Source organism: Jeotgalibacillus sp. JSM ZJ347 (assembly GCF_044383825.1).
Lineage (GTDB): Bacteria > Bacillota > Bacilli > Bacillales > Jeotgalibacillaceae > Jeotgalibacillus.
Genome location: NZ_JBISEN010000001.1, coordinates 823,828 through 848,428, shown reverse-complemented (window position 1 = coordinate 848,428; position 24,601 = coordinate 823,828). Strand labels below are relative to the sequence as shown.

Sequence of the window (24,601 nt, the reverse complement as noted above, 5' to 3'; positions counted from 1 at the left end):
TGAGAGTAATTTGAATTAGGAGGATTTGCGATGTTGGATTTCGATACGAATGTTGACTCCCTGGCAACGATTAAGGTCATCGGTGTAGGCGGCGGCGGAAATAATGCTGTTAACCGTATGATCGAGCACGGTGTGCAGGGAGTAGAATTTATAGCAGTAAACACTGATGCACAGGCTCTTAATCTTTCGAAAGCAGAAATTAAGATGCAGATCGGTGGGAAACTTACACGGGGACTTGGTGCAGGTGCGAATCCAGAAGTAGGTAAAAAAGCAGCTGAAGAAAGTCGTGAACAGATCGAAGAAGCGATCAAAGGCGCAGATATGGTATTCGTAACAGCCGGAATGGGTGGTGGAACGGGTACTGGTGCGGCGCCGGTAATTGCTCAGATTGCAAGAGAACTTGGCAGTCTGACTGTTGGGGTTGTGACACGTCCATTTACTTTTGAAGGACGTAAGCGTGCGACTCAGGCTGCAGGCGGTATCAGTTCAATGAAAGAAGCGGTTGATACACTAATTGTCATTCCAAATGACAGACTTCTTGAAATCGTTGATAAGAGCACTCCGATGCTTGAAGCATTCCGTGAGGCAGATAATGTATTACGACAGGGTGTTCAGGGTATTTCGGATCTGATTGCAGTACCTGGTCTGATCAACCTTGACTTTGCAGACGTTAAGACAATCATGTCTAATAAGGGATCAGCCCTTATGGGTATTGGTGTTGCATCAGGTGAAAACCGTGCATCAGAAGCAGCTAAAAAAGCAATCTCAAGTCCATTACTCGAGACATCTATCGACGGGGCACAAGGTGTATTAATGAACATAACTGGCGGTACGAACCTGAGCCTTTATGAAGTACAGGAAGCGGCAGATATTGTTGCGAGTGCTTCTGATCAGGAAGTAAATATGATTTTCGGATCGGTTATTGATGAAGATCTGAAAGATGAAATTCTTGTCACTGTTATTGCAACTGGATTCAGTGAAACACTTAATCAGGCAAAACCTGCACGTCCTCAGATGGGCGGTCAGGTCAGACAGCAGCCTCAGCAGCCAAAGCGTGAAAGAGAGCCCCGTGAGCAGCACCACCAGCGCGAGCAGCGGGAAGAAGCTCCTCAGGCTGAGCAGCGCAACCAGCAGCCTGTAGAAGATACACTGGATATTCCAACATTCCTGCGCAACCGTAACAGACGTAGAGGATAAGCCAGTCTTTAAAATCTTAATGAGAAAACTAATTCAATCATTTATCTAAGTGCAGTGAAACGAATAGAAAACCTGAGACGACTTTGTCTCAGGTTTTTTTGTGGGTTGGTGGCGTAATTTAAGTAACGATTTATTAAATTTAATTGAGAAATTGACAAGTTTCGTTCTGCCTTATTTGTAGAATGTGGTTATTGGGAGGACGGGATTGATGACATTGTATATCGAGTATTTACTTCTCGTAAATATTTGTGGGGGACTGCTGGTATTGTTTGCAGTAAGCAGGTGTCTGAAAACCGTAATTAATATTCAGTCAGCGTGTGTCATATTATTTCTCTATACAATGGCTGAATGGGTAGTTATGTCTTTTATTCCTCAGGCAACAGGTTTCTTAGCAGCGGTAACTATTTTTGTGATCAGTAAATATGCTGTAAAAGGACAAGTGATTTTACATGCAGCTATCTTATTATTTTTTATCTTTTCTACGGGATCACTGGCTATTTACACAGTTAATTTACTGAATATTCAATTATTTTTGTGGTCTGCACTATTTTTATCGATTACGCTCGCAGGTCACTTTGTTTTTGCGGGAAAAGTAGCTGAATGGATGAGCTATTCATCTGTACAAGCATCATTCATATGTCAGGTTACGCTTAAACAGGGAAAGTCGTTATGGCAAGGCAAAGGTTATCTGGATTCAGGAAACGCGCTTTTAGCACCTTTTAGCGGAAAGCCGGTGATGTTCGCAGATGCATCTGTTGCATCAAATTTACTGCCGGCTGAAGTGGTCTCGTACATGAACGGTCAGTCAGAATGTCCTGAACAATGGAAGAAGAAGGTCTCATTTATCCCTACTAAAACAGTTCATAAAGACTGTGAAATTTTGCTTGGCATTGAGTGTGACAGTGTAGAAGTTGAGGCGGAAGGAAAGACATTCGTATATGAGCATATCCCCGTTATTTTCAGCAAAGAAACTCATTACGTTGAAAAATCCTGTCACTGTCTGCTTAGTCCATTGCAAATGCTTCATTGTCATCAAAAATAAGGAGTGCTGCAGATTGAATTTAATGGATGCAAAAAAGAAAATCCAATTGTGGATTGTTCAGGTTACAGGGAAACTAAAAGCAAAAGAAATTCATTATATTGGTGGAAGTGAAGCACTTCCCTCTCCGCTTGAAAGGCCGGAAGAGGCAAAAGTTCTGGCAAGGCTCGCAAATGGGGATGAACAGGCAAGGTCTCTCCTGATTGAGAGGAATTTAAGACTTGTTGTGTATATATCGAGAAAATTTGAAAATACAGGTATTAATCTAGAAGATCTGATCAGTATCGGTACAATTGGTTTAATCAAAGCAATTAATACATTCAATATAGAAAAAAACATTAAACTTGCAACATATGCTTCAAGGTGTATTGAAAATGAAATTTTGATGTACTTAAGGAGAACCAGCAAATTGAGATCTGAAGTATCTTTTGATGAGCCGCTTAATACGGATTGGGACGGTAACGAGCTTTTGCTGTCTGATGTGCTTGGAACAGAAAATGACCTGATCGTTAAAGGGATAGAAGAAAAAATGGACAGAGTACTGTTGTATCAGGCTTTGAATGTTTTAGACGAGAAGGAATCTTTTATTATTGAGTCAAGATTCGGACTGAATGGCCGGAAAGAGCATACGCAAAAAGATGTCGCTGATATGATGGGAATTTCGCAGTCCTACATATCAAGGCTTGAGAAACGAATCATTAAAAGACTGCAAAGAGAAGTAGCAAAATTGGTATAACAGCCATTCTTTTCCTTTGACCTGCAACCGCATATTTTTCATCAGCAGGGACATACTGAACGAGAACAATTACTCCCGACTGGAGGAAAATCTCATGTCCCGGAAAGTTGAAATTTGCGGTGTTGATACGTCTTCACTCCCAATTTATAAAAATGAAGAAATGAGACGGTATTTCTCTGCTTTTCAAAATGGAGATAGTGAAGCCAGAGAAAAGCTGGTATACGGAAATCTGAGACTTGTACTGAGTGTGATCCAGCGGTTCAGCCACAGAAATGAAAACCCAGATGACCTGTTTCAGGTAGGCTGTATAGGGCTGTTAAAATCAATCGACAATTTTGATCTGAGTCAAAATGTGCGTTTCTCCACATACGCGGTTCCGATGATTATTGGTGAAATCAGAAGACATCTCAGAGACAATAATCCAATTAGAGTTTCAAGGTCCCTTCGAGATATTGCTTATAAATCTTTAAAAGCAAAAGAACAATTAATATCAGAAACTTCAAAGGAACCAACGATCGGCGAAATTGCAAAGCGGGCTGAAATCCCTGAAGAAGATATCGTTTTCGCGCTTGATGCGATACAAGAGCCTGTATCACTGTTTGAACCTGTATATCAGGATGGAGGAGACCCGGTGTTTGTAATGGATCAGGTCAAAGATACGCGCGTCAGCGATGAAAGATGGATTGAAGAACTCTCAATCAGAGAAGGAATGCTCGATCTTGAAGAACGGGAAAGGCTGATTGTAAAAAACAGATTTTTTAACGGTAAGACACAAATGGAAGTTGCTGAAGAAATCGGAATTTCCCAGGCGCAAGTATCCCGGCTTGAAAAAGGAGCTATTAAACAAATGAATAAGTATTTTTCATGAGAGAAGAATATTCAATTCTTCTCTTTTTTGATTGCTTCGTAAAACAGACTTCCTTGCATAGACTAGTGTAAGGAGGAGATAAATAATGAGAATTTCTGATCTTCAATCAAAGGATGTTGTATCTATTACAGATGGTAAAAAGCTCGGCCTGATTGCAGATATTGACCTTAATGTGTATACAGGAATGATTGATTCATTTGTGCTGCAATCTTCCGGAGGCTGGTTCAACCGTGGTGAGGAAGTCAGAATCAAATGGAAGGATGTTGCGAAGATTGGAAATGATGTGATATTAGTGAAGAACATTGATAAAGTAGATGGGTCAATCAATTAGAGAGATTCTGATGATTTTGTGATACACTTTTTAGAGAATCTCTGCATGTACAGAAAGGTTTGGTCATGATGGGAATGAATAATGATCGCACAAATACGTTTCTGGAATCCCCTTTGTGGAATACCAAGTTTCCAGGTCTGACTGCCATCTTTACAACAAAAAATGGCGGTGTCAGTAAAGGTTATTTTTCATCTTTAAATACCGGATTACACGTGAACGACCAGCGTAATGATGTGATAGAAAATCGAAAAAATGTTGCCCGTAACAGTGGTTGGGATTTAAATAAATGGATATTTGCAGATCAGGTGCATGGCACACGCGTTGTACAGGTTACATCTCGACATGCAGGAATGGGAGCTGAACATTATAGCGGTGCCGTCAAGCAAGCGGACGGCCTCTGGACATTTGACCGCGGGCTTGGTCTGTCACTTGGCTTTGCTGATTGTGTCCCGGTCTATTTTGCTGAGCCTGAAACCGGGTATGCCGGTGTGGCTCATGCAGGATGGAAAGGCTCTGTTGGAAATATAGTTGGTGAAATGGTCAGACAGGCTGCTTTTGCAGGTGTCTGCCCCGAAAAAATACATGCAATGATCGGGCCTTCTATAGGGGAGTGCTGTTATCAGGTAGATAACAGGGTGATTGAACAGATCCCACATGAAGTGTCCGGCTCTGCTGGTATTTTTGAAATGACTGAAGAGAATCAATATAAACTTAATCTTCAGGAATTGAATAAGCAGCTTTTGATACTCTCAGGTGTGAAAGAACAGAATATCGAAATGAGTGGGATGTGTACATCCTGTCATAAAGATCTGTTTTTCTCACACAGAAGAGATAACGGCAAAACAGGCAGAATGTCTGCAGTCATTGGATGGAGGGAATCATAACATTGAACGTATCTGAAAAGCTTAATTTGATAAATAAGGAAATTTTTTCAGCCTGTGAACGCTCAGGCAGGCAGGCTGAATCAGTTAAAATTGTAGCAGTCACAAAATATGTGAGTAACGAACGTACACAGGAAGCAGTGGATGCAGGACTGATTGACCTTGGTGAGAACCGTCCTGAAGGTTTTAAAGAAAAAAGTGAGGCGATCTCCGGAAATGTAAAGTGGCACTATATCGGTTCTTTGCAATCCAGAAAAGTTAAGAATGTGATCAATGACATTGATTATCTTCACTCGCTGGACAGAATGTCGCTTGCAAAGGAAATACAAAAGCGTGCTGATCATCCAATTGATTGTTTTTTACAGATAAATGTGTCGGGAGAGGAACAAAAACATGGACTTTCTCCAGAAAATGCGGCTCAATTTGTCGAAGAACTTGCAAACTATGATAAAATAAACGTAATTGGACTGATGACAATGGCGCCGCTGACTGAAGATGAAGAGGTGATCCGCAGCTGTTTCAAACAGCTGGCAGTGCTGAGAGACTCAATCGCTGCTAAAAACCTGCAGCATGCACCATGCACTGAGTTGTCAATGGGTATGTCAAATGACTTTACCATTGCCATTGAAGAAGGAGCTACCTACATAAGAATCGGATCTTCGCTCGTCGGAGAATAAAGGAGGAAATCCGTGTTATGGGGATGAAAACAAAATTTAAAGATTTTTTCTTTGGTGAAGAAGAAGAATATATGGAGGAAGTAGCTGAAACCGAGACAGCTCCTGAAGAAGTAAAGAGTGTCAGGAAATCTGCTCAAAAGCAGAATGTTGTCAGCCTCCAGAGCATTCAGCAGTCATCAAAAATGGTATTAATGGAACCGAGAATGTATGCTGAAGCACAGGAAATTGCAGATCATCTGAAAAATCACCGTGCAGTCGTGGTGAACCTTCAGCGGATCAGCAAAGATCAGGCGAAGAGAATCGTTGATTTCCTGAGCGGGACCGTATACGCAATTGGCGGTGACATTCAGCGTGTAGGTACAGATATATTCTTATGTACACCTGATAATATAGAGGTCAGTGGAAATATTACTGATCTGATTCAAGAAGATTAAGATGATGGGTGGTTAAAAGCAGCATGCAAAGTGTGTTAAATACAGTATTTCCTTTATTACAGCAGTTGTTGATCTTTTACAGCTATGCACTAATTATTTATATTTTACTTTCATGGTTTCCAAATGCCAGAGAGAGCAGCTTCGGTCAGCTACTGGCAAAAATCTGTGAGCCTTACCTGGAGCCATTCCGTAAGATTATACCGCCGCTTGGCATGATTGATATCTCGCCACTCGTTGCAATTATTGCATTGAATTTCGCTGTATCCGGCTTAGGACAGCTATACCGTATGATTATCTAACATCAGCCCGGTGGCTATCACCGGGTTTTCTTTTATTGGAGGGGTGAAAATATATGTCAGTTTATCAGCATTTTCGTGAAGAGGAAAAAGGGTTTGTTGATCAGGTGCTTGACTGGAAACAGGACGTAGAATTAAAGTACGCACCTCGCCTTACTTCATTTCTTGATCCGCGTCAGCAGCATATCATGAAGTCGATTATCGGCTCTGCTGGTGATATAAAAGTAGCGTTTGAAGGTGGAGCAGAAGATAGCGAACGTAAAAGAGCACTCATTCATCCTGATTATTTAACACCGGAAAAAGATGACTTTGAACTTGTATGTCTTGATGTTGGATTCCCTTCGAAATTTGTTCAGCTGTCTCACGGTGACATCCTGGGATCGCTAATGGGTCTTGGTATAAAACGGGAAGCCCTGGGGGACATACTGACATCCCGAGATCGCATTCAGATCATTGCAACAAATGAAATGAAGGATTTTCTGATCATGAATCTTGTTCAGGCAGGAAAAGCAAAAGTGAATGTCACTGAAGAAAAATGGGAAAACATCATCGTTCCTGAAAATAAATGGACTGAAAAAAATGTACTGGTTTCTTCTATGAGGCTTGATACAGTGCTCGCGGGTGCTGTAAATATCTCCAGACAAAAAGCTCAGCTCCTTATTCAGGGAGGGAAAGTGAAAGTAAACTTCAGGCAGGAAGAGAAAACATCGTTTGAGCTCGACCAGGGAGATATGATTTCTGTCAGAGGCTACGGCAGAATGCGTGTAGGAGAGCAGAGCGGTGTCACAAAGAAAGATAAGATCCGACTGAATTTTTATTTTCTGCAATCATAATTTAAGAATTAAGAGGATTTTTACACAAAACGTCGAATCATCAGTATAATGGGAAATAGATAACAAAGACATGGAGGTGCACATGATGCCATTATCGCCACTTGATATACATAATAAAGATTTCAGCAGAGGATTCAGAGGTTACGACGAGGATGAGGTCAATGAATTTCTGGATCATGTGATGAGAGATTATGAGCTCGTGTTACGTGAAAAGAAAGAGCTTGAAGAAAAGCTCAATAACAACACAGAAAGGCTTGGTCACTTCACAACAATTGAAGAAACTTTAAATAAGTCCATTGTTGTCGCTCAGGAAGCAGCAGAAGAAGTAAAGCGGAACGCGACAAAAGAAGCGAAGCTGATTGTGAAGGAAGCGGAAAAAAATGCAGACCGTATTGTAAATGAATCTCTGACGAAAGCACGTAAAATCGCGCTTGAAATTGAAGATCTCAAAAAACAATCTAAAGTTTTCCGTACGCGCTTTAAAATGCTGATTGAAGCGCAGCTTGATCTGATCAGTCATGATGACTGGGATGAGCTGATGGAATATGATCTGGATACTGAAGAGCTAAAAAGCCTGGAGCCGGAACACGAATAAGAAAGATTGACGTATGATATTTATGTTACTATAATTAAACTGTTAAAATGTAATTCAATTCATATGCACTTATACATTGAATCAACTTTGAAGGGAACAGTAAGCTGATTGATGACCGCCAAAAAAGCGATCCGGGGATGGTGGAAGCCCGGAGCGGACAGTCAGAAGAATATCATCCCGGAGTTTTCAGACTGAACTGAAGTAAGTCTGAACGTGTGACAGCGTTAACCGTTACTTAAGTGGAAAAAGTCTAATCTTTTTCTATAAGGGTGGTACCGCGTGAAGCACAAGCTCTCTCGTCCCTTTACCAGGGATGGGGGAGTTTTTTATTTTTTAAGGCGCTGTTAATTTACGCTCCAGGGGGACGCTTCTCCTGATGGAGTCGCTCCCTTCCGCTACAATCACCAGCTGGGCTAGAACAACATTTACCTTTAATAAAGCTATTTTTCTAAGAACTTAGGAGGAGTAAAGATGGAATACAAAAATACGTTATTAATGCCAAAAACGGCATTCCCAATGCGTGGCAACCTGCCAAACCGCGAACCTGAAATGCAGGAAAAGTGGGCAGCAATGGATATCTATAAAAAAGTACAGGAAAGAACAGCAGGAAGACCATTATTTGTTCTGCATGACGGTCCTCCATATGCAAACGGAGACCTTCATATGGGGCATGCACTCAACAAAGTGCTGAAAGACTTTATCGTACGTTATAAATCAATGAGCGGGTTCCAGGCGCCTTACGTTCCTGGTTGGGATACGCATGGTCTTCCAATTGAGCAGGCCCTAACAAATAAAGGTGTAAAGCGTAAAGAAATGACTGTTGCTGAATTCCGTGAAAAGTGTGCAGAGTATGCACTTCAGCAGATCGATAATCAGCGCACACAATTTAAGCGTATCGGGGTGCGTGGTGATTGGGATAACCCTTATATCACTCTTAATCCTGAGTATGAAGCTGAACAGATCCGCGTATTTGGTGAAATGGCAAAAAAAGGGTATATCTATAAAGGTAAAAAGCCTGTTTACTGGTCACCTTCAAGTGAATCTGCGTTAGCAGAAGCGGAAATTGAGTATCAGGATAAGCGCTCAGCTTCTATTTATGTATCATTTGATGTAAAAGATGGTAAAGGCAAGCTGGATCAGGATACAGCATTTGTCATCTGGACAACGACGCCTTGGACAATTCCTGCCAACCTGGCAATCGCGCTGCATCCGGAACTGGAGTATGTTTCTGTTGATACAGGCAGTAAAAAATTTGTTGTTGCAAAAGAACTGCTTGAGAGTGTTCAGGAAGCAATGGGCTGGGAAAAGGCTGAAGTGACTGAGACGTTCAATGGGTCAGAACTTGAGCATGTAACGGCAGTTCATCCGTTATATGACCGTGAATCACTTGTTGTTCTTGGTGAGCACGTAACAACTGATGCAGGTACCGGCTGTGTTCATACTGCACCAGGACATGGTGAGGATGATTTTATCGTTGGGAAACAGTACGGACTAGACGTACTTTGCCCGGTTGATGACCGAGGTGTGTTCACTGATGAGGCACCTGGTTTTGAAGGGTTGTTTTATGACAAAGCGAATAAGCCGATCACTGAAAAGCTTGAAGAAGCAGGCGCATTGTTAAAGCTTGAATTCTTCACACACAGCTATCCGCATGACTGGAGAACGAAAAAACCGATTATCTTCCGTGCTACAGCACAATGGTTTGCTTCCATTGATAAGTTCAGAGATGAACTGATGCAGGCCGTAAAAGATACGAAGTGGATTCCAGGGTGGGGAGAAACAAGACTATTTAACATGGTGCGTGACCGCGGAGACTGGTGTATCTCAAGGCAGCGTGCATGGGGTGTACCGATCCCTGTATTCTACGCTGAAAATGGGGATGCGATCATTACTGAAGAAACAATTGATCATGTATCTAATCTTTTTGCAGAGCATGGTTCAAATATCTGGTTTGAGCGCGATGCGAAAGAGCTTCTGCCGGAAGGCTTTACACATGAAGGCAGTCCAAACGGACGATTCACAAAAGAGACGGATATCATGGATGTATGGTTCGACAGTGGGTCATCACATCAGTCTGTACTGAAGGTCCGCGATGAACTTCAGCGCCCTGCAGATCTTTATCTTGAAGGAAGTGACCAGTACAGAGGCTGGTTCAACTCTTCACTGACTACAGGTGTAGCTGTCACTGGTAAAGCACCTTATAAAGGCGTATTAAGCCACGGGTTTGCACTTGATGGCAATGGCCGTAAGATGAGTAAATCTCTTGGTAACGTTGTACTGCCTTCTAAGGTAATGAATCAGCTTGGAGCGGATATTCTCCGTCTGTGGGTTGCTTCAGTGGATTATCAGGCAGATGTACGTGTGTCTGATCCAATTTTAAAGCAGGTTGCGGAAGTTTACCGTAAGATGCGTAATACACTGCGTTTCCTACTTGCAAACCTGGCTGATTTCGACCCTTCAAAAGATGCTGTATCATTTGAAGATTTAAGAGAAGTTGATCAGTTTATGATGGTAAGACTGAACCAGGTCGTGAAATCTGTGACAAATGCGTATGAAAATTATGAGTTTGCATCTATTTATCATACAATCAACAATTTCTGTACAACTGACCTGAGCTCGTTCTATCTGGACTTTGCAAAAGACATCCTTTATATCGAGGCTGAGAACCACCAGGACCGCCGTGCGATGCAGACGGTGATGTATGAATCACTTGTATCGCTTGTTAAACTGCTGTCACCAATTCTTTCTCATACTGCTGATGAAGTGTGGGCGTTCATTCCTGGCGTTGAAGAAGATAGCGTACAGCTGACTGACATGCCTGAGGCAAAATCGTATGACAATGAAAAAGTACTGCTTGATAAGTGGAATGCTTTCCTTGATGTAAGAGATGATGTGCTTAAGGCGCTTGAAGAAGCAAGAAGCACGAAGTTGATCGGTAAGTCTCTTGCAGCGAAAGTTACGCTGTATGCAGATGAAAAGACGTATGAGCTACTTTCATCTGTAAACGAAGACCTGAAGCAGCTGTTTATCGTTTCTGACTTTGAACTAGCAACTTCAACTGACAATTTGCCGGAACAGGCAATTAAGTTTGACGGACACACGGTTGCTGTTGAAAAGGCTGAAGGTGAGACGTGTGAGCGCTGCTGGACTGTCACAACTGATGTTGGCAAAGACAGCGATCACCCGACACTTTGCACAAGATGTGCAACTGTTGTAAAAGAAAACTACGCAGACGTTACTGCGGAATAAATTCCTTGGAGCTGCCGGTTATGATGCCGGCAGTTTTTTATTTTGTGAATGCATAGATTTTGGCTCATTCTATGCCTGCAGGCAGGCATGGCTTTTCAAGCAGAGCTTGAAAAGTACCGGATAAAAGAAGAAGCACGGAATCAAGCGAGCTTGAAATTCCGTGCTTCTTCTTTTATCCGGTAAATGAGCCAAAATCGAACGTGGTTGTATCAAAACCCATTCATTGTTCAATTTTGCGCAAACTATTTTCAAAACATCTGCTGTAATCATGCCGAGGGTGCTGAATTATGCTACAATACTTTAAGGGTTTGCAACGAGATAACGGAGGTAGACAAGTGATCTATTATTTGCTGGCTTTATTTATTATCGCACTGGACCAGCTTACGAAATGGCTGGTAGTCCGAAATATGGAAGTAGGAGAATCGGTCAATGTGATTGACGGTTTTTTCTACCTGACCTCGCACCGTAATACAGGTGCTGCATGGGGGATGCTTGAAGGGCAGATGTGGCTATTTTATATTGTCACACTCATTGTCATTGGAGGAATTCTTTATTACTATCACAAACATGCTAAAGGAAATAAATTGTTCAGTGCAAGCCTGATGGTGCTACTGGGTGGTGCAGTCGGGAACTTTATTGACCGTATTTTCAGGCAGGAAGTTGTAGACTTTTTACAGTTTACTTTCTTCAACTTTATATTTAATATAGCGGATGCCGCGCTGACAATTGGAGTAATCATGTTATTTCTTCAAATGATTATAGAAGAAGTGCAAGAAAAGAGGAAGAAAAATGGAAAACATTCAACATTCAATACAGGAAAATGAAAAAGGAAAACGCCTTGATGCAGTTTTAGCAGGGCTTGAATATAACTGGTCCAGAACACAGGTACAGCAGTGGATCAAAGAAGGTAATGTGACAGTAAACGGTGCAACGACAAAGCCGAATTACAAATGCGTACCTGGTGCTGATGTGCAGGTTGAGATACCTGACCCTGAGCCGCTGGATGTGGAAGCAGAAGAGATGAATCTGGATGTCTATTATGAAGATGCAGATGTATTAGTAGTAAATAAACCAAAAGGCATGGTTGTCCATCCTGCACCCGGTCATTTGACTGGAACGCTTGTGAATGGTCTGATGGCTCATTGTAAAGACCTCTCAGGGATCAATGGCGTCCTGCGCCCGGGTATTGTACACAGAATCGATAAAGATACATCAGGTCTTCTGATGGTTGCAAAAAATGATTCAGCTCATGAAAAGCTGGTTCAGCAGCTGGTGGATAAGAGCGTAACAAGAAAGTATACGGCAGTTGTGCATGGTGTCATTACACATGATGCAGGAACAATCGATGCACCGATTGGCCGCGATAAAAAAGACCGCCAGAGCATGACAGTTGTAGACGGCGGAAAACAGGCCATTACACACTTTAACGTGATTGAACGCTTTAAAGATTTTACGCTTGTTGAGTGTATCCTTGAAACCGGCCGTACGCATCAGATCCGCGTTCATATGAAACATATCGGTTTCCCGCTTGCCGGAGACCCGAAATATGGTCCGCGTAAGACACCTGATTTGAATGGGCAGGCGCTTCACGCTGGCGTGCTTGGATTTATTCATCCTTCTACAGAAGAATATATGGAATTTACCGCACCAGCACCTGAAAGCCTTAACGAATTTATTGAAAAACTTAAGAACGACCGTTGACATTGTCCTCATGAAAGTTTAAACTGAGAACAACTTAATAACTGAAACCTTTAATCCGGTCCAGAGAGGCAGGAAAGGCTTAGCGAATGTACCTCGTATATTTCTGCCCTTCCGTCTGCCTTCAGCCGGAAGGGCTTTTTATATGTCGAAAGGAATGATCAGATGTCTGCAACTGTCGTAATGGATGAGCAGATGATGAAAAGGGCGCTGACGCGAATTGCCCACGAAATCATCGAGCGTAACAAAGGTGTTGAAGATTGTGTGCTGGTTGGTATAAAAACCAGAGGCATTCACTTAGCAGAACGCCTGAAAGAAAGAATTGAGTCAATCGAACAGGTAAGTGTGCCAGTCGGTGAGCTGGATATTACAATGTATCGTGACGACCTTAAAAAAAAGCACAATTCCGGTGAGCCGGTTGTACACAGTAAGAATATTTCATTAGAGATTAATAACAAAAAAGTGATCGTCGTTGATGACGTGCTTTATACAGGAAGAACAGTACGAGCAGCAATGGACGCCATTATGGATAACGGCAGACCAACACAGATCCAGCTGGCGGTGCTGATCGACCGGGGTCATAGAGAATTGCCGATCAGAGCTGACTTTGTCGGAAAAAATATTCCGACTTCAAGCACTGAAAAAATCAGCGTAGAGTTAAATGAGACAGATGAAAATGAACAGGTAACCATACAAAAATAAATCCTTTAATGCAGTCCCGAGAGGCTGGCAAAGGAGACGATTGGGGATTAGTATATCCTCACGAACCTCTTTGCCATGCTTCTTGGCAAAGAGGTTTTTTTATGAGGAGGAAACAACGATGCAAACAGCAAAACCAATTCTTGATGTAGAAGAAAAACCAAAATTAAATCAGTGGCTCACACTAAGTCTCCAGCACCTTTTCGCCATGTTCGGAGCGACAGTTTTAGTCCCGATGCTTGTCGGACTGAGCCCGGGAACTGCACTGCTCTCTAGCGGACTTGGAACAATCGCTTATCTCATTATTACAAAAGGTCAAATCCCGGCCTATCTCGGGTCATCATTCGCATTCATCGCACCGATTATTACAGCAACTGAAATCGGCGGTCCGCAGGCTGCCATGCTTGGGGCATTTTTCGCAGGACTTGCATACGGGGCAGTTGCCATGCTGATTTACAAGTTTGGCGTCAACTGGCTGATGAGAATACTTCCACCGGTTGTTGTTGGACCTGTGATCATTGTAATCGGTCTGAGCCTTGCCGGAACTGCTGTGAATATGGCGATGTATGAAAATCCACTGGCAGATCCAACTGAGTTTGTCTACAGCGGCACACATATAACAGTTGCACTAATCACGCTCGCCATTACGGTCATTGCTTCCATCTATTTTAAAGGATTTTTCGGACTGATTCCTGTACTGGTTGGGATTACAGGAGGCTACATTGCAGCGCTGTTTGCAGGTCTTGTAAACTTCCAGCAGGTGATTGACGCACCATGGTTTGCCGTACCGGATCTATACATGCCATTTGTAGATTACACACCAAGCTTTTCTTGGACAGCAATCGCCATTATGGTACCTGTAGCAATCGTTACGCTTTCAGAACACACAGGCCATCAGATGGTGGTCAGTAAAGTAGTAGGAAGAAACTTCCTTGAAAAGCCGGGGTTACACAGATCACTGCTTGGTGATGGGGTTGCCACAATGATCGCTTCAATGATCGGTGGACCGCCAAACACAACGTACGGAGAAAATATCGGGGTACTTGCGATCACAAGAATCTTCAGTGTATTCGTCATCGGAGGCGCAGCAGTCCTGGCCATTTTCTTCGGATTTGTCGGCAAAGTTTCTGCGCTGATCAGCTCGATCCCGACACCGGTTATGGGCGGTGTATCGATTCTGCTCTTCGGGATCATCGCTTCAAGCGGACTCAGAATGCTGATCGAAGCAAAAGTGGACTTTTCTTATAAACGAAACCTGATAATCGCTTCAGTCATTATGATCATTGGTGTAGGCGGTGCCTACGTCCAGTTTACAGACACATTTATACTTCCGGGTATGGCACTTGCAGCCATTATCGGAATTGTACTGAACCTGATCTTACCGGGACGTAAACCGGAAGAAGAAACACTATTTAATGAAAATAAAGCCGCATAACAATCCTTTTAATTGAAGTCCAGAGAGGCTTTCAAAAGGGTTTCTGACAGGACCAGTCTGTCTAAAACCGCTTTTTGAGCCTGCTCTCAAAAAGCGGTTTTTTATGTAGAAAGCGGTGAAAGATCAGTTATTAATTACCGAGCGAAAATCATTCGCGGACAACGCAAGTTAAAACAAGGAGGTTCAAACATGCATTTTCTTACGCTTGATGAACTGTCAATTGATGATATTTATGAGGTACTTCACCAGGCTGAAGCACTAAAAAAACATAAGCCGCTGCCAAGACCGGACCTCTACGCAGTTAATCTGTTTTTTGAAAACAGCACAAGAACAAAGTGCAGCTTTGAAATGGCACAGAGAAAGCTAGGGATGAACGTTCTGTCATTTGATGCAGGTACCGCTTCAATCAGTAAGGGTGAGTCGCTGTATGACACAGTTAAAACACTTGAAGCAATTGGAGTTGATGTTGCAGTCATCCGGCACAGTGAAGAACGGTACTTTGATGCACTGAAAGATAAAGTGTCAACCTCACTCATTAATGGAGGAGACGGAATGGGGCATCACCCGTCCCAGTGTATGCTTGACCTGCTGACGATCTATCAGGAATTTGGCGGCTTTAAGGGTCTGAATGTGACGATTGCAGGGGATATCAGACACAGCCGTGTAGCACGCTCAAACACGTACGCACTGAAAAGACTAGGTGCGAATGTAAGCTTTTCAGGACCAGTTGCATGGCGGGATCCTGAAATGGAAGAGATCTCTTTTATTGAAATGGATCAGGCGGTACAAGAAAGTGATGTTGTCATGCTTTTGCGTGTGCAGCATGAACGGCATGCGTTCGGAGAAAACTTCACAAAAGAGGCGTATCACAATCAGTATGGACTGACCGTTGAAAGAGAGAAAAAGATGAAAAAGAACAGCATCATTATGCATCCTGCACCAGTAAACCGGGGAGTCGAGATTGCAGATGTGCTGGTTGAATGCGACCGGTCACGTATTTTTAAGCAGATGAAAAACGGGGTTATAACAAGAATGGCTATGCTGCAATATGTGCTTGCAAAAAGAGAGGAGACAAAACATGAACTTATTAATTAAAGGTGCAGACGTGTTTGGATATGGGGTTACAGACGTTAGAATCTCTGAAGGCATTATACAGTCAATTGGTGAGTGTTCACCTTTACATAATGAGGAGGTTATTGAAGCTTCCGGTAAAGTGCTCTCACCCGGGTTTACAGATGTTCACATACATTTGAGAGAGCCTGGTGGAGAACATAAAGAAACGATTAAAACAGGAACAGCGGCAGCAGCGCGCGGAGGATATACGCTTGTATGTGCAATGCCAAATACCAGACCGGTACCTGATGACATAGAAACACTTGAATATATTCAGCATAAAATCAAACAGGATGCACTGGTTCCTGTATTGCCTTATGCGTCAATTACAAAGAACCTTGCAGGAAAAGAAATTAATGATTTAGAAGCACTTGCAGCACAGGGAGCATTTGCCTTTACAGATGATGGAGTAGGCATTCAAAGTGCTGATCAGATGCTTCAGGTTATGAAGAGAGCATCAAAGTTAGGAAAAGCAGTGGTTGCCCATTGTGAAGATAACAGCCTGATACATGGCGGATGTATGCATGAAGGAAAACGCTCAGAAGAACTAGGGTTGCCCGGCATTCCATCAGTGTGTGAATCAGTACAGATTGCACGTGATGTCCTGCTGGCTGAAGCAGCGGACTGTCACTATCACGTTTGTCATGTTTCAACGAAAGAGTCAGTCAGAGTCATTCGTGACGCTAAAAAGGCTGGAGTAAAGGTGACAGCTGAAGTGACACCTCATCACCTTCTGTTAAATGAAGAAGCAATACCTGGTAACGATGCAAATTATAAAATGAACCCGCCGCTCCGTTCTAAAGAAGACCAGCAGGCACTGATTGAAGGACTTGAAGAAGGCACATTGGATTTTATTGCAACAGACCATGCACCCCATGCGGATGAGGAAAAAGCGGAAGGAATGCTGAGAGCACCGTTTGGCATTACCGGGCTTGAAACAGCATTCCAGCTTTTAAACACAGCATTTGTAGAAACCGGCCGCTGGACGATTAATCAACTGATTGAATGGCTTTCAGTAAAACCTGCAGCTGTATTTGGACTGAACGCAGGCACACTCACTGAAAACGCTGACGCAGATCTGGTGTTGCTCGATCTGTATGAAAAAAGCGAAATTGACGCTGAAAGCTTTCAGTCAAAAGGAAAGAATACACCATTTAACGGAGATCAGGTAAGTGGAAAAGTGGTCATGACAATCAGCAAAGGAAAAATTGTATTTCAGGAGGAGCTCGTATGACAAATAAACTGTTAATTTTAGAAGATGGTTCAGTATTTAAAGGGGAAGGCTTCGGCTGGATGGGAGATGCTGAAGGTGAAGTAGTATTCAATACAGGCATGACGGGCTATCAGGAAATTCTATCGGATCCATCCTATTGTGCGCAGATGGTTGTGCTGACATATCCGCTGATCGGAAATTACGGCATTAACAGAGATGATTTTGAATCGATTCATCCATATATAAAAGCACTGATCGTCCGTGAAGCGTGCGATCTGCCATCGAATTTCAGAAGTGAAGCAAGCATTGATGATCTGCTGAAGGAAAAGAAAATTCCAGGTCTTTCGGGTATTGATACAAGAAGACTGACGAAGCGGATCCGGAGCTACGGTACGATGAAAGGCAGAATCTGCGCAGAAACGGCTGATATTGATCAAGTGGTAGCTGAGCTTTCATCATCAGAACTTGCAACAGATCAGGTGAGCCGTGTATCGACAAAATCGTCTTACCCGAGTCCAGGGAGAGGCAAGCGTGTAGTGGTTGTGGATTACGGAATGAAGCACGGGATTTTAAGAGAATTAAATCGCAGACAGTGTGATGTGATCGTGGTTCCTTATCACACTTCAGCGAAAGAAATACTAAGACTGCATCCGGATGGAGTTGTGCTTTCAAATGGACCCGGCGACCCGAAATCAGTGCCTGAATCAGTACAGACAGTAAAAGAACTGGTAGGAACAGTGCCGATCTTTGGTATTTGTCTTGGCCACCAGCTGCTCGCACTTGCGGGTGGAGCAGACACATTCAAACTGAAATTCGGTCATCGTGGATCGAATCACCCTGTAAAGGATATTGAAACAGGGAAAGTAGCCATTACTGCACAAAACCACGGCTACGCAGTAGATGAAGATTCACTGCTGACAACAGATTTTATTGTGACACATAAAGCATTAAATGACGGCACGGTAGAAGGGATTGCGCACAGAGATCACGCAGCATTTTCAGTGCAGTATCACCCTGAGGCTTCACCGGGCCCTGAGGATGCAAATGAATTATTTGACCGCTTTATTCAGATGATGGAGAAGGAGGAAGTTCAATATGCCTAAGCGTACTGATATTAAAACCATTTTAGTGATCGGGTCCGGTCCAATTATTATTGGACAGGCAGCTGAGTTTGACTATGCAGGCACACAGGCCTGTCTTGCGCTGAAAGAAGAAGGATATCGGGTGGTACTGGTGAACTCGAATCCTGCAACCATCATGACTGATACTGAAATTGCAGATAAAGTATATATGGAGCCTTTAACGGTGGAGTTCATCAGCAGAATCATCAGAATGGAAAGACCTGATGCACTTCTGCCGACACTTGGCGGTCAGACTGCGTTGAATTTGGCAGTTGAACTGTCTGAAAGCGGCATCCTTGAAGAGTGTAACGTGGAGATCCTTGGAACAAAGCTGGATGCGATTCAGCAGGCAGAAGACAGAGACCTTTTCAGAAGGTTGATGAATGAATTGAATGAGCCTGTTCCGGAAAGTGAAATTATTCATAATCTTGATGAAGCGTATGCTTTTGTCCAGGAAATTGGCTATCCGGTTATTGTCCGTCCTGCATTTACACTTGGGGGTACAGGCGGAGGTATTTGTAACAATGAAGAAGAACTGATTGAAGTGGTCAGTTCCGGCTTGAAATACAGCCCTGTCACACAATGTCTTCTTGAAAAAAGCATCGCAGGTTTCAAGGAAATTGAATATGAAGTGATGCGTGATAAAGACGACCATGCAATCGTTGTATGTAATATGGAAAATATTGATCCGGTCGGTATTCACACAGGGGATTCGATCGTTGTGGCACCTTCCCAGACGTTAAGCGACAGAGAATATCAGATGCTCAGAGACTGCTCACTTAAAATTATCCGTGCGCTCGGCATTGAAGGAGGCTGTAACGTACAGCTTGCACTCGATCCTGACAGCTTTCAATACTACATCATCGAAGTGAATCCGCGCGTCAGCAGATCTTCTGCACTCGCATCAAAAGCAACAGGCTATCCGATTGCCAAGCTGGCAGCAAAAATTGCAACGGGGCTGACGCTTGATGAAATGATTAATCCTGTGACAGGTACTTCATATGCCTGCTTTGAGCCGGCACTTGATTATGTAGTCACAAAGATTCCAAGATGGCCATTTGATAAATTTGAAGCTGCCAAGCGTAACCTTGGTACTCAGATGAAGGCAACAGGAGAAGTCATGGCAATCGGACGAACGCTTGAAGAGTCGCTTTTAAAAGCAGTCCGTTCACTCGAAAATAATGTGTACCATCTCGAGATCGAGCAAAACGATCCTGAATGGGTTGAGCGCCGCATTAGAAAAGCAGGAGATGAGCGTCTGTTTTATATCGGTGAAGCACTCCGTATGGGTGTATCGACTGAAGAAATTCATGACTGGAGTAAAATCGACCACTTTTTCCTTCATAAGATGAACAAGATTGTCCAGTATGAAAAAGATCTCCGTGAAGATCAGTCATACGATACTTTGTATAAAGCAAAAAGAATGGGATTCAGCGATAAAACAATTGCCGCACTCTGGAACGTATCTGAAGAAGATGTCTATAACAGAAGAAAAGCAGAAGGCATTATACCTGTCTATAAAATGGTTGATACATGCGCTGCTGAGTTTGAATCTGAAACACCATACTTTTATGGAACATATGAAGATGAAAATGAATCAGTTGTCAGCAGCCGCAAAAAAGTTGTCGTACTCGGGTCGGGTCCAATTAGAATCGGACAGGGTGTAGAATTTGATTATGCAACGGTTCATTCAGTGTGGGCCATTAAAGAAGCGGGTTATGAAGCAATTGTGATTAACAGTAATCCGGAAACAGTGTCTACAGACTTCTCGATCTCCGACAAGCTTTATTTTGAACCATTAACGCTTGAAGATGTTATGCATGTTATTGATCTTGAACAGCCGGAAGGAGTTGTTGTTCAATTCGGCGGTCAGACAGCAATTAACTTAGCAGACGGCCTATCAAAAAGAGGTGTGAGAATTCTTGGTACTTCACTTGAGGATGTAGACCGCGCAGAAAACAGAGATCAGTTCGAAAAAGCACTTAAAAACCTTGGTATTCCTCAGCCTGAAGGTAAAACAGCTGTATCAGAAGAGCAGGCAGTCGTGATTGCCGGTGAGATCGGTTATCCGGTACTTGTCCGTCCGTCATATGTACTCGGTGGCCGCGCGATGGAAATTGTCTATCATGAAGAAGAGCTTCGTCAATATATGAATACTGCAGTCAAAGCAAGCCCTGAACATCCTGTCCTGATCGACCGCTACCTGACTGGTAAAGAGATTGAAGTCGATGCAATCAGTGACGGTGAGACAGTTTGTATTCCGGGAATCATGGAACACATTGAACGTGCAGGTGTTCACTCAGGGGATTCCATTGCCGTATACCCGCCGCAGTCATTGACTGAAGAACAGATTGCAACGCTTGAAGACTACACGATCCGTCTGGCAAAAGGGTTGAATATAAAAGGATTAATCAATATTCAATATGTCATATCTAAGGGTGAGATTTTTGTACTCGAAGTAAACCCGAGGTCAAGCCGTACTGTTCCTTTTATGAGTAAAATAACGGGCATTCCAATGGCCAATATGGCAATGAAAGCAATTCTCGGGGAGAAGATCAGTTCATTCGGTTTTAATACAGGACTTGTTCCACAAAAAGACGGGGTGTACGTGAAAGTACCAGTCTTCTCATTTGCCAAGCTGAAGCGCGTTGATATTACACTTGGACCTGAAATGAAGTCAACAGGGGAAGTAATCGGAAAGGATGAAACGCTTGAGAAGGCCCTGTACAAAGGCTTAACTGCAGCAGGGATGAATATTAAACATCACGGGTCAGTTCTGCTGACAGTAGCGGATAAGGATAAGGAAGCTGGAACAATGCTCGCTGAAAGATTCCACCGTCTCGGCTACCACATCCTTGCTACTGAAGGAACTTCTCAGACCTTCAGAGAAGCAGGCATACCTGCTGAGCCAATTAATAAAATCGGTGAGCAGGGGAAAACGCTGATTGACGGAATTCAGTCTGGAGAAATCCAGCTTGTTGTGAATACACTGACAAAAGGCAAGCAGCCAGCAAGAGACGGCTTCAGAATCCGCCGTGAATCTGTAGAAAATGGTGTGCCTTGTCTGACTTCACTCGATACAGCAGAAGCGATGCTGCGCGTATTGGAGTCGATGAACTTTACGATGGCACCAATGAGCCCTGTGAAAAAGGTAGCACTTGTATGATCAAAGTTGAAAAAATGAAAATTGAAAAGCAGACCGAAATTGCAAAAAACATCTATGAGCTGAAGCTGAAAGGTACTTTAGTGAATGAAATTTCCATGCCGGGACAATTTGTCCATATTAAAGTAAATACAGCCAATGATCCGCTATTAAGAAGACCGATCAGTATTTCGTCTTATGATAAAGAGCAACAGACAATGACACTGATCTACAGAGCGTCAGGACTCGGTACGCGAGAACTGACCAATCAAACAGATGAAATTGATGTCATGGGGCCGCTCGGTAGCGGCTTCCCGGTCGATGGCGCAGAAGGAAAAACAGCTATATTAATTGGAGGCGGAATTGGCGTCCCGCCTCTCTATGAATGTTCAAAGCAGTTAAAGAATAAAGGGTTTAAAGTGATACATGTACTCGGATTTGAATCAAAAGAAACTGTCTTTTACGAATCAGCGTTTAAAGCGCTTGGTTCAGTTTACATCACTACGGCAGATGGTTCTTACGGTACTAATGGATTTGTAACTGATGCGATCAGGGCGTTTAACCTGCAGGCAGATGTGTTTTATGCATGTGGTCCTGTCCCGATGCTTGGTGCGGTGGAAAAACAGCTCGATGATATACCGGGGTTCATCTCCATGGAACAGAGGATGGGCTGCGGGATCGGCGCGTGTCTTGCATGTGTATGTACAGTAAATGGACCTGAACTATACAAAAAAGTCTGCACAGACGGACCGGTCTTCAGAAAGGGGGAGTTGGTATATGGATAAGCTTAATGTCAGTTTACCTGGGCTGGAATTAAAAAATCCGGTGATGCCGGCATCAGGCTGCTTTGGTTTCGGTCGTGAGTACAGTCAGTTTTATGATTTAAGTCTGCTCGGTTCGATCATGGTGAAGGCGACCACCCTGGAACAGAGGCTTGGTAACCCGGTTCCGCGTGTAGCAGAAACATCATCCGGTATGCTGAACGCCATTGGTCTGCAAAATCCCGGGCTTGAAAAAGTAATCAGCACCGAGCTCCCCTGGCTGGAACAATATGATTTGCCGGTGATTGCAAACGTAGCAGGGTCAATGACTGAAGATTATGCTGCAGTAGCAGAAAAGATTTCACAGGTGAATAACGTAAAAGCGCTAGAACTGAACATTTCCTGTCCGAACGTAAAAGAAGGCGGTATTGCATTTGGAACAGATCCGCAAGTTGCCAGAGACCTGACTGAAAAAGTCAAAGCAGTTTCCTCGGTCCCTGTTTATGTCAAGCTGTCACCAAACGTTGCAAATATTTCCGAAATGGCGCTCGCTGTAGAAGAAGGCGGTGCGGACGGTCTGACAATGATCAATACACTCGTCGGCATGCGTCTTGATCACAAAACAGGTAAACCTATCATTGCAAATAAAACAGGCGGACTCTCAGGCCCCGCAATCAAACCGGTTGCACTCCGCATGGTGTATGAAGTCAGTCAGGTATCATCTCTTCCAATTATTGCAATGGGCGGTATCAGCTCAGCGTGGGACGTGATTGATTTCATCTCAGCCGGCGCAAGTGCTGCTGCAGTGGGTACTGCAAACTTTGTGAATCCGTTTGTCTGCAAAGAAATCATTGAAGAACTCCCGGAAATACTGGATGAACTTGGAGCAGAACATATTTTAGATCTTAAAGGGAGGTCCTGGAAAGTTGGAGAAACTGCCAATTATCGCGCTTGATTTAAACGGTGAAGAAGCAATCAGCTTTCTGAAACAGTTTGATGAACAACTTTTCGTCAAAGTGGGAATGGAACTGTTTTATGAAAGCGGTCCCTCGATCATCAGAGACATAAAATTGTTGGGTCACAAAATCTTTTTAGATCTGAAATTGCATGATATTCCTACGACCGTGCAAAAAGCGATGAAGCAGCTTGCAGCACTTGATGTAGACCTCGTGAATGTTCACGCAGCCGGCGGGCTTCAAATGATGGAAGCTGCAGTTCAAGGCTTATATGAAGGGGCTGAAAACAGAAAAAGACCTGTCATTATTGCAGTTACTCAACTTACCTCCACATCACAGGAGCAGATGCAAAACGAGCAGCAGATTCAGGGTGAACTAATTCATTCAGTTCAGCATTACGCTGCACTCGCAAAAAAGGCGGGGCTCGATGGCGTCGTGTGCGCAGCTACAGATTGCAGACACTTAGTTAACGAGCTCGGAACAGATTTTCATTACATTACGCCGGGTATCCGGCCGGAAGGGATCTCTGCAAATGACCAGGTCCGCACAGCGACTCCTGCAGAAGCCGCACAGCTCGGCGCATCGGCAATCGTTGTAGGAAGAGCCATTACAGGTAGCGAAAATCCTGTTCAGAGCTATCATCAAATTAAAAAAGAATGGAGCGGGACTGATGAATAAACAATTGGCAGCATATCTGCTTGAAATAAAAGCGGTGGAATTAAATCCCGAAAACCCGTTCACCTGGGCATCAGGTATCAAATCACCAATCTACTGCGATAACCGGTTAATCATGTCCTATCCTGAGATCAGATCTTTCGCTGCAGACCAGCTGACAGAGCTGATCAAAACAAACTTCCCTGAAGCAGACATCATTGCAGGAACAGCAACAGCTGGAATTCCGCATGCTGCATGGGTCAGTGAAAGAATGAATCTGCCAATGAATTACGTGCGCTCTTCTGCTAAAAAACATGGGAAGACGAATCAGATTGAAGGGAAAGTGACAGCGGGTAAAAAGGCAGTGGTCATAGAAGATTTAATCTCAACAGGCGGAAGCAGTATTGACGCTGTAAAAGCACTGGAAGATCAGGGGATCGAAGTATTAGGGGTTGCCGCATTATTTACATATGGCTTCAAAAAAGCAGAGCAGCAATTCAAGGAAGCGGGTGTCCCTTGCTACACAATCACCGACTTTGACACCCTGATTGAGCAAGCTGAAGAGATGAATTATATCAGCAAAGATCAGGTGACAGAGCTGGCGAAATGGAAGAGTGAGTTTTGATTTATAGTGGGTGTATTAATTAAATGTTAAGTTATAAAGAAAAGTTAG

The 24,601-nt window shown here is 43.4% G+C and carries 24 protein-coding genes and 1 other annotated feature; all 24 genes read left to right on the top strand.

Annotated elements, in window-relative coordinates; all coding sequences use genetic code 11:
- Positions 1-30 precede the first annotated feature (30 nt).
- Complete coding sequence (gene ftsZ, locus ACH6CZ_RS04380; RefSeq protein WP_374096192.1) at positions 31-1,197, top strand: cell division protein FtsZ; 1,167 nt, start codon at positions 31-33, stop codon at positions 1,195-1,197.
- A 208-nt stretch (positions 1,198-1,405) separates the two neighbouring features.
- Positions 1,406-2,239, top strand: a complete 834-nt coding sequence (locus ACH6CZ_RS04375; protein WP_374096191.1) for a sigma-E processing peptidase SpoIIGA — start codon at positions 1,406-1,408, stop codon at positions 2,237-2,239.
- 22 nt (positions 2,240-2,261) lie between these two features.
- On the top strand, positions 2,262-2,972 hold the full coding sequence (gene sigE, locus ACH6CZ_RS04370) for an RNA polymerase sporulation sigma factor SigE (RefSeq protein ID WP_374096513.1): 711 nt from the start codon (positions 2,262-2,264) through the stop codon (positions 2,970-2,972).
- Between the two features lie 94 nt (positions 2,973-3,066).
- Positions 3,067-3,840, top strand: coding sequence for an RNA polymerase sporulation sigma factor SigG (sigG, locus tag ACH6CZ_RS04365; protein ID WP_374096190.1), 774 nt, complete (start codon positions 3,067-3,069; stop codon positions 3,838-3,840).
- Between the two features lie 85 nt (positions 3,841-3,925).
- Entirely contained in the window at positions 3,926-4,171 is a 246-nt protein-coding gene (locus tag ACH6CZ_RS04360) for a YlmC/YmxH family sporulation protein (RefSeq protein ID WP_374096189.1), read from the top strand.
- A gap of 65 nt (positions 4,172-4,236) precedes the next feature.
- Positions 4,237-5,055, top strand: a complete 819-nt coding sequence (gene pgeF / locus ACH6CZ_RS04355) for a peptidoglycan editing factor PgeF (protein ID WP_374096188.1) — start codon at positions 4,237-4,239, stop codon at positions 5,053-5,055.
- Between the two features lie 2 nt (positions 5,056-5,057).
- Positions 5,058-5,729 carry a YggS family pyridoxal phosphate-dependent enzyme gene (locus ACH6CZ_RS04350; RefSeq protein ID WP_374096187.1) on the top strand — a complete coding sequence of 224 codons (672 nt, stop codon included), beginning with the start codon at positions 5,058-5,060 and terminating at the stop codon, positions 5,727-5,729.
- 17 nt (positions 5,730-5,746) lie between these two features.
- The gene (locus ACH6CZ_RS04345; protein WP_374096186.1) at positions 5,747-6,163 is read left to right on the top strand and encodes a cell division protein SepF; all 417 of its coding nucleotides are present in this window, start codon (positions 5,747-5,749) and stop codon (positions 6,161-6,163) included.
- A gap of 23 nt (positions 6,164-6,186) precedes the next feature.
- A complete protein-coding gene (locus ACH6CZ_RS04340; protein WP_374096185.1) occupies positions 6,187-6,462 on the top strand; it encodes a YggT family protein in 276 nt (91 codons plus the stop codon).
- 53 nt (positions 6,463-6,515) lie between these two features.
- On the top strand, positions 6,516-7,292 hold the full coding sequence (locus ACH6CZ_RS04335) for a YlmH family RNA-binding protein (RefSeq protein WP_374096184.1): 777 nt from the start codon (positions 6,516-6,518) through the stop codon (positions 7,290-7,292).
- Positions 7,293-7,377: 85 nt separating this feature from the next.
- The gene (locus ACH6CZ_RS04330) at positions 7,378-7,887 is read left to right on the top strand and encodes a DivIVA domain-containing protein (RefSeq protein WP_374096512.1); all 510 of its coding nucleotides are present in this window, start codon (positions 7,378-7,380) and stop codon (positions 7,885-7,887) included.
- A gap of 78 nt (positions 7,888-7,965) precedes the next feature.
- Positions 7,966-8,194, top strand: a binding site (T-box leader).
- A gap of 164 nt (positions 8,195-8,358) precedes the next feature.
- Positions 8,359-11,136 (top strand): isoleucine--tRNA ligase, encoded by a 2,778-nt coding sequence (gene ileS / locus ACH6CZ_RS04325; RefSeq protein WP_374096183.1) that lies wholly within the window; start codon positions 8,359-8,361, stop codon positions 11,134-11,136.
- A 335-nt stretch (positions 11,137-11,471) separates the two neighbouring features.
- The gene (gene lspA / locus ACH6CZ_RS04320) at positions 11,472-11,960 is read left to right on the top strand and encodes a signal peptidase II (protein ID WP_374096182.1); all 489 of its coding nucleotides are present in this window, start codon (positions 11,472-11,474) and stop codon (positions 11,958-11,960) included.
- On the top strand, positions 11,926-12,837 hold the full coding sequence (locus ACH6CZ_RS04315; RefSeq protein ID WP_374096181.1) for an RluA family pseudouridine synthase: 912 nt from the start codon (positions 11,926-11,928) through the stop codon (positions 12,835-12,837). The genes lspA and ACH6CZ_RS04315 overlap by 35 nt, the downstream gene beginning before the upstream one ends.
- A 162-nt stretch (positions 12,838-12,999) precedes the next feature.
- A complete protein-coding gene (gene pyrR / locus ACH6CZ_RS04310) occupies positions 13,000-13,536 on the top strand; it encodes a bifunctional pyr operon transcriptional regulator/uracil phosphoribosyltransferase PyrR (protein WP_374096180.1) in 537 nt (178 codons plus the stop codon).
- 118 nt (positions 13,537-13,654) lie between these two features.
- Entirely contained in the window at positions 13,655-14,968 is a 1,314-nt protein-coding gene (uraA, locus tag ACH6CZ_RS04305; protein ID WP_374096179.1) for a uracil permease, read from the top strand.
- Between the two features lie 189 nt (positions 14,969-15,157).
- Positions 15,158-16,063, top strand: a complete 906-nt coding sequence (locus ACH6CZ_RS04300) for an aspartate carbamoyltransferase catalytic subunit (protein ID WP_374096178.1) — start codon at positions 15,158-15,160, stop codon at positions 16,061-16,063.
- Positions 16,047-17,315, top strand: coding sequence for a dihydroorotase (locus ACH6CZ_RS04295; RefSeq protein WP_374096177.1), 1,269 nt, complete (start codon positions 16,047-16,049; stop codon positions 17,313-17,315). The genes ACH6CZ_RS04300 and ACH6CZ_RS04295 overlap by 17 nt, the downstream gene beginning before the upstream one ends.
- The gene (locus ACH6CZ_RS04290) at positions 17,312-18,397 is read left to right on the top strand and encodes a carbamoyl phosphate synthase small subunit (protein WP_374096176.1); all 1,086 of its coding nucleotides are present in this window, start codon (positions 17,312-17,314) and stop codon (positions 18,395-18,397) included. The genes ACH6CZ_RS04295 and ACH6CZ_RS04290 overlap by 4 nt, the downstream gene beginning before the upstream one ends.
- Positions 18,390-21,581: a carbamoyl-phosphate synthase large subunit gene (gene carB / locus ACH6CZ_RS04285; RefSeq protein ID WP_374096175.1), complete on the top strand. Its 3,192-nt coding sequence runs from the start codon at positions 18,390-18,392 to the stop codon at positions 21,579-21,581. The genes ACH6CZ_RS04290 and carB overlap by 8 nt, the downstream gene beginning before the upstream one ends.
- Positions 21,578-22,342, top strand: coding sequence for a dihydroorotate dehydrogenase electron transfer subunit (locus ACH6CZ_RS04280; protein ID WP_374096174.1), 765 nt, complete (start codon positions 21,578-21,580; stop codon positions 22,340-22,342). The genes carB and ACH6CZ_RS04280 overlap by 4 nt, the downstream gene beginning before the upstream one ends.
- Complete coding sequence (locus tag ACH6CZ_RS04275; protein WP_374096173.1) at positions 22,335-23,273, top strand: dihydroorotate dehydrogenase; 939 nt, start codon at positions 22,335-22,337, stop codon at positions 23,271-23,273. The genes ACH6CZ_RS04280 and ACH6CZ_RS04275 overlap by 8 nt, the downstream gene beginning before the upstream one ends.
- The gene (gene pyrF, locus ACH6CZ_RS04270) at positions 23,245-23,952 is read left to right on the top strand and encodes an orotidine-5'-phosphate decarboxylase (RefSeq protein ID WP_374096172.1); all 708 of its coding nucleotides are present in this window, start codon (positions 23,245-23,247) and stop codon (positions 23,950-23,952) included. The genes ACH6CZ_RS04275 and pyrF overlap by 29 nt, the downstream gene beginning before the upstream one ends.
- The gene (gene pyrE / locus ACH6CZ_RS04265) at positions 23,945-24,553 is read left to right on the top strand and encodes an orotate phosphoribosyltransferase (RefSeq protein ID WP_374096171.1); all 609 of its coding nucleotides are present in this window, start codon (positions 23,945-23,947) and stop codon (positions 24,551-24,553) included. The genes pyrF and pyrE overlap by 8 nt, the downstream gene beginning before the upstream one ends.
- Positions 24,554-24,601: the final 48 nt, after the last annotated feature.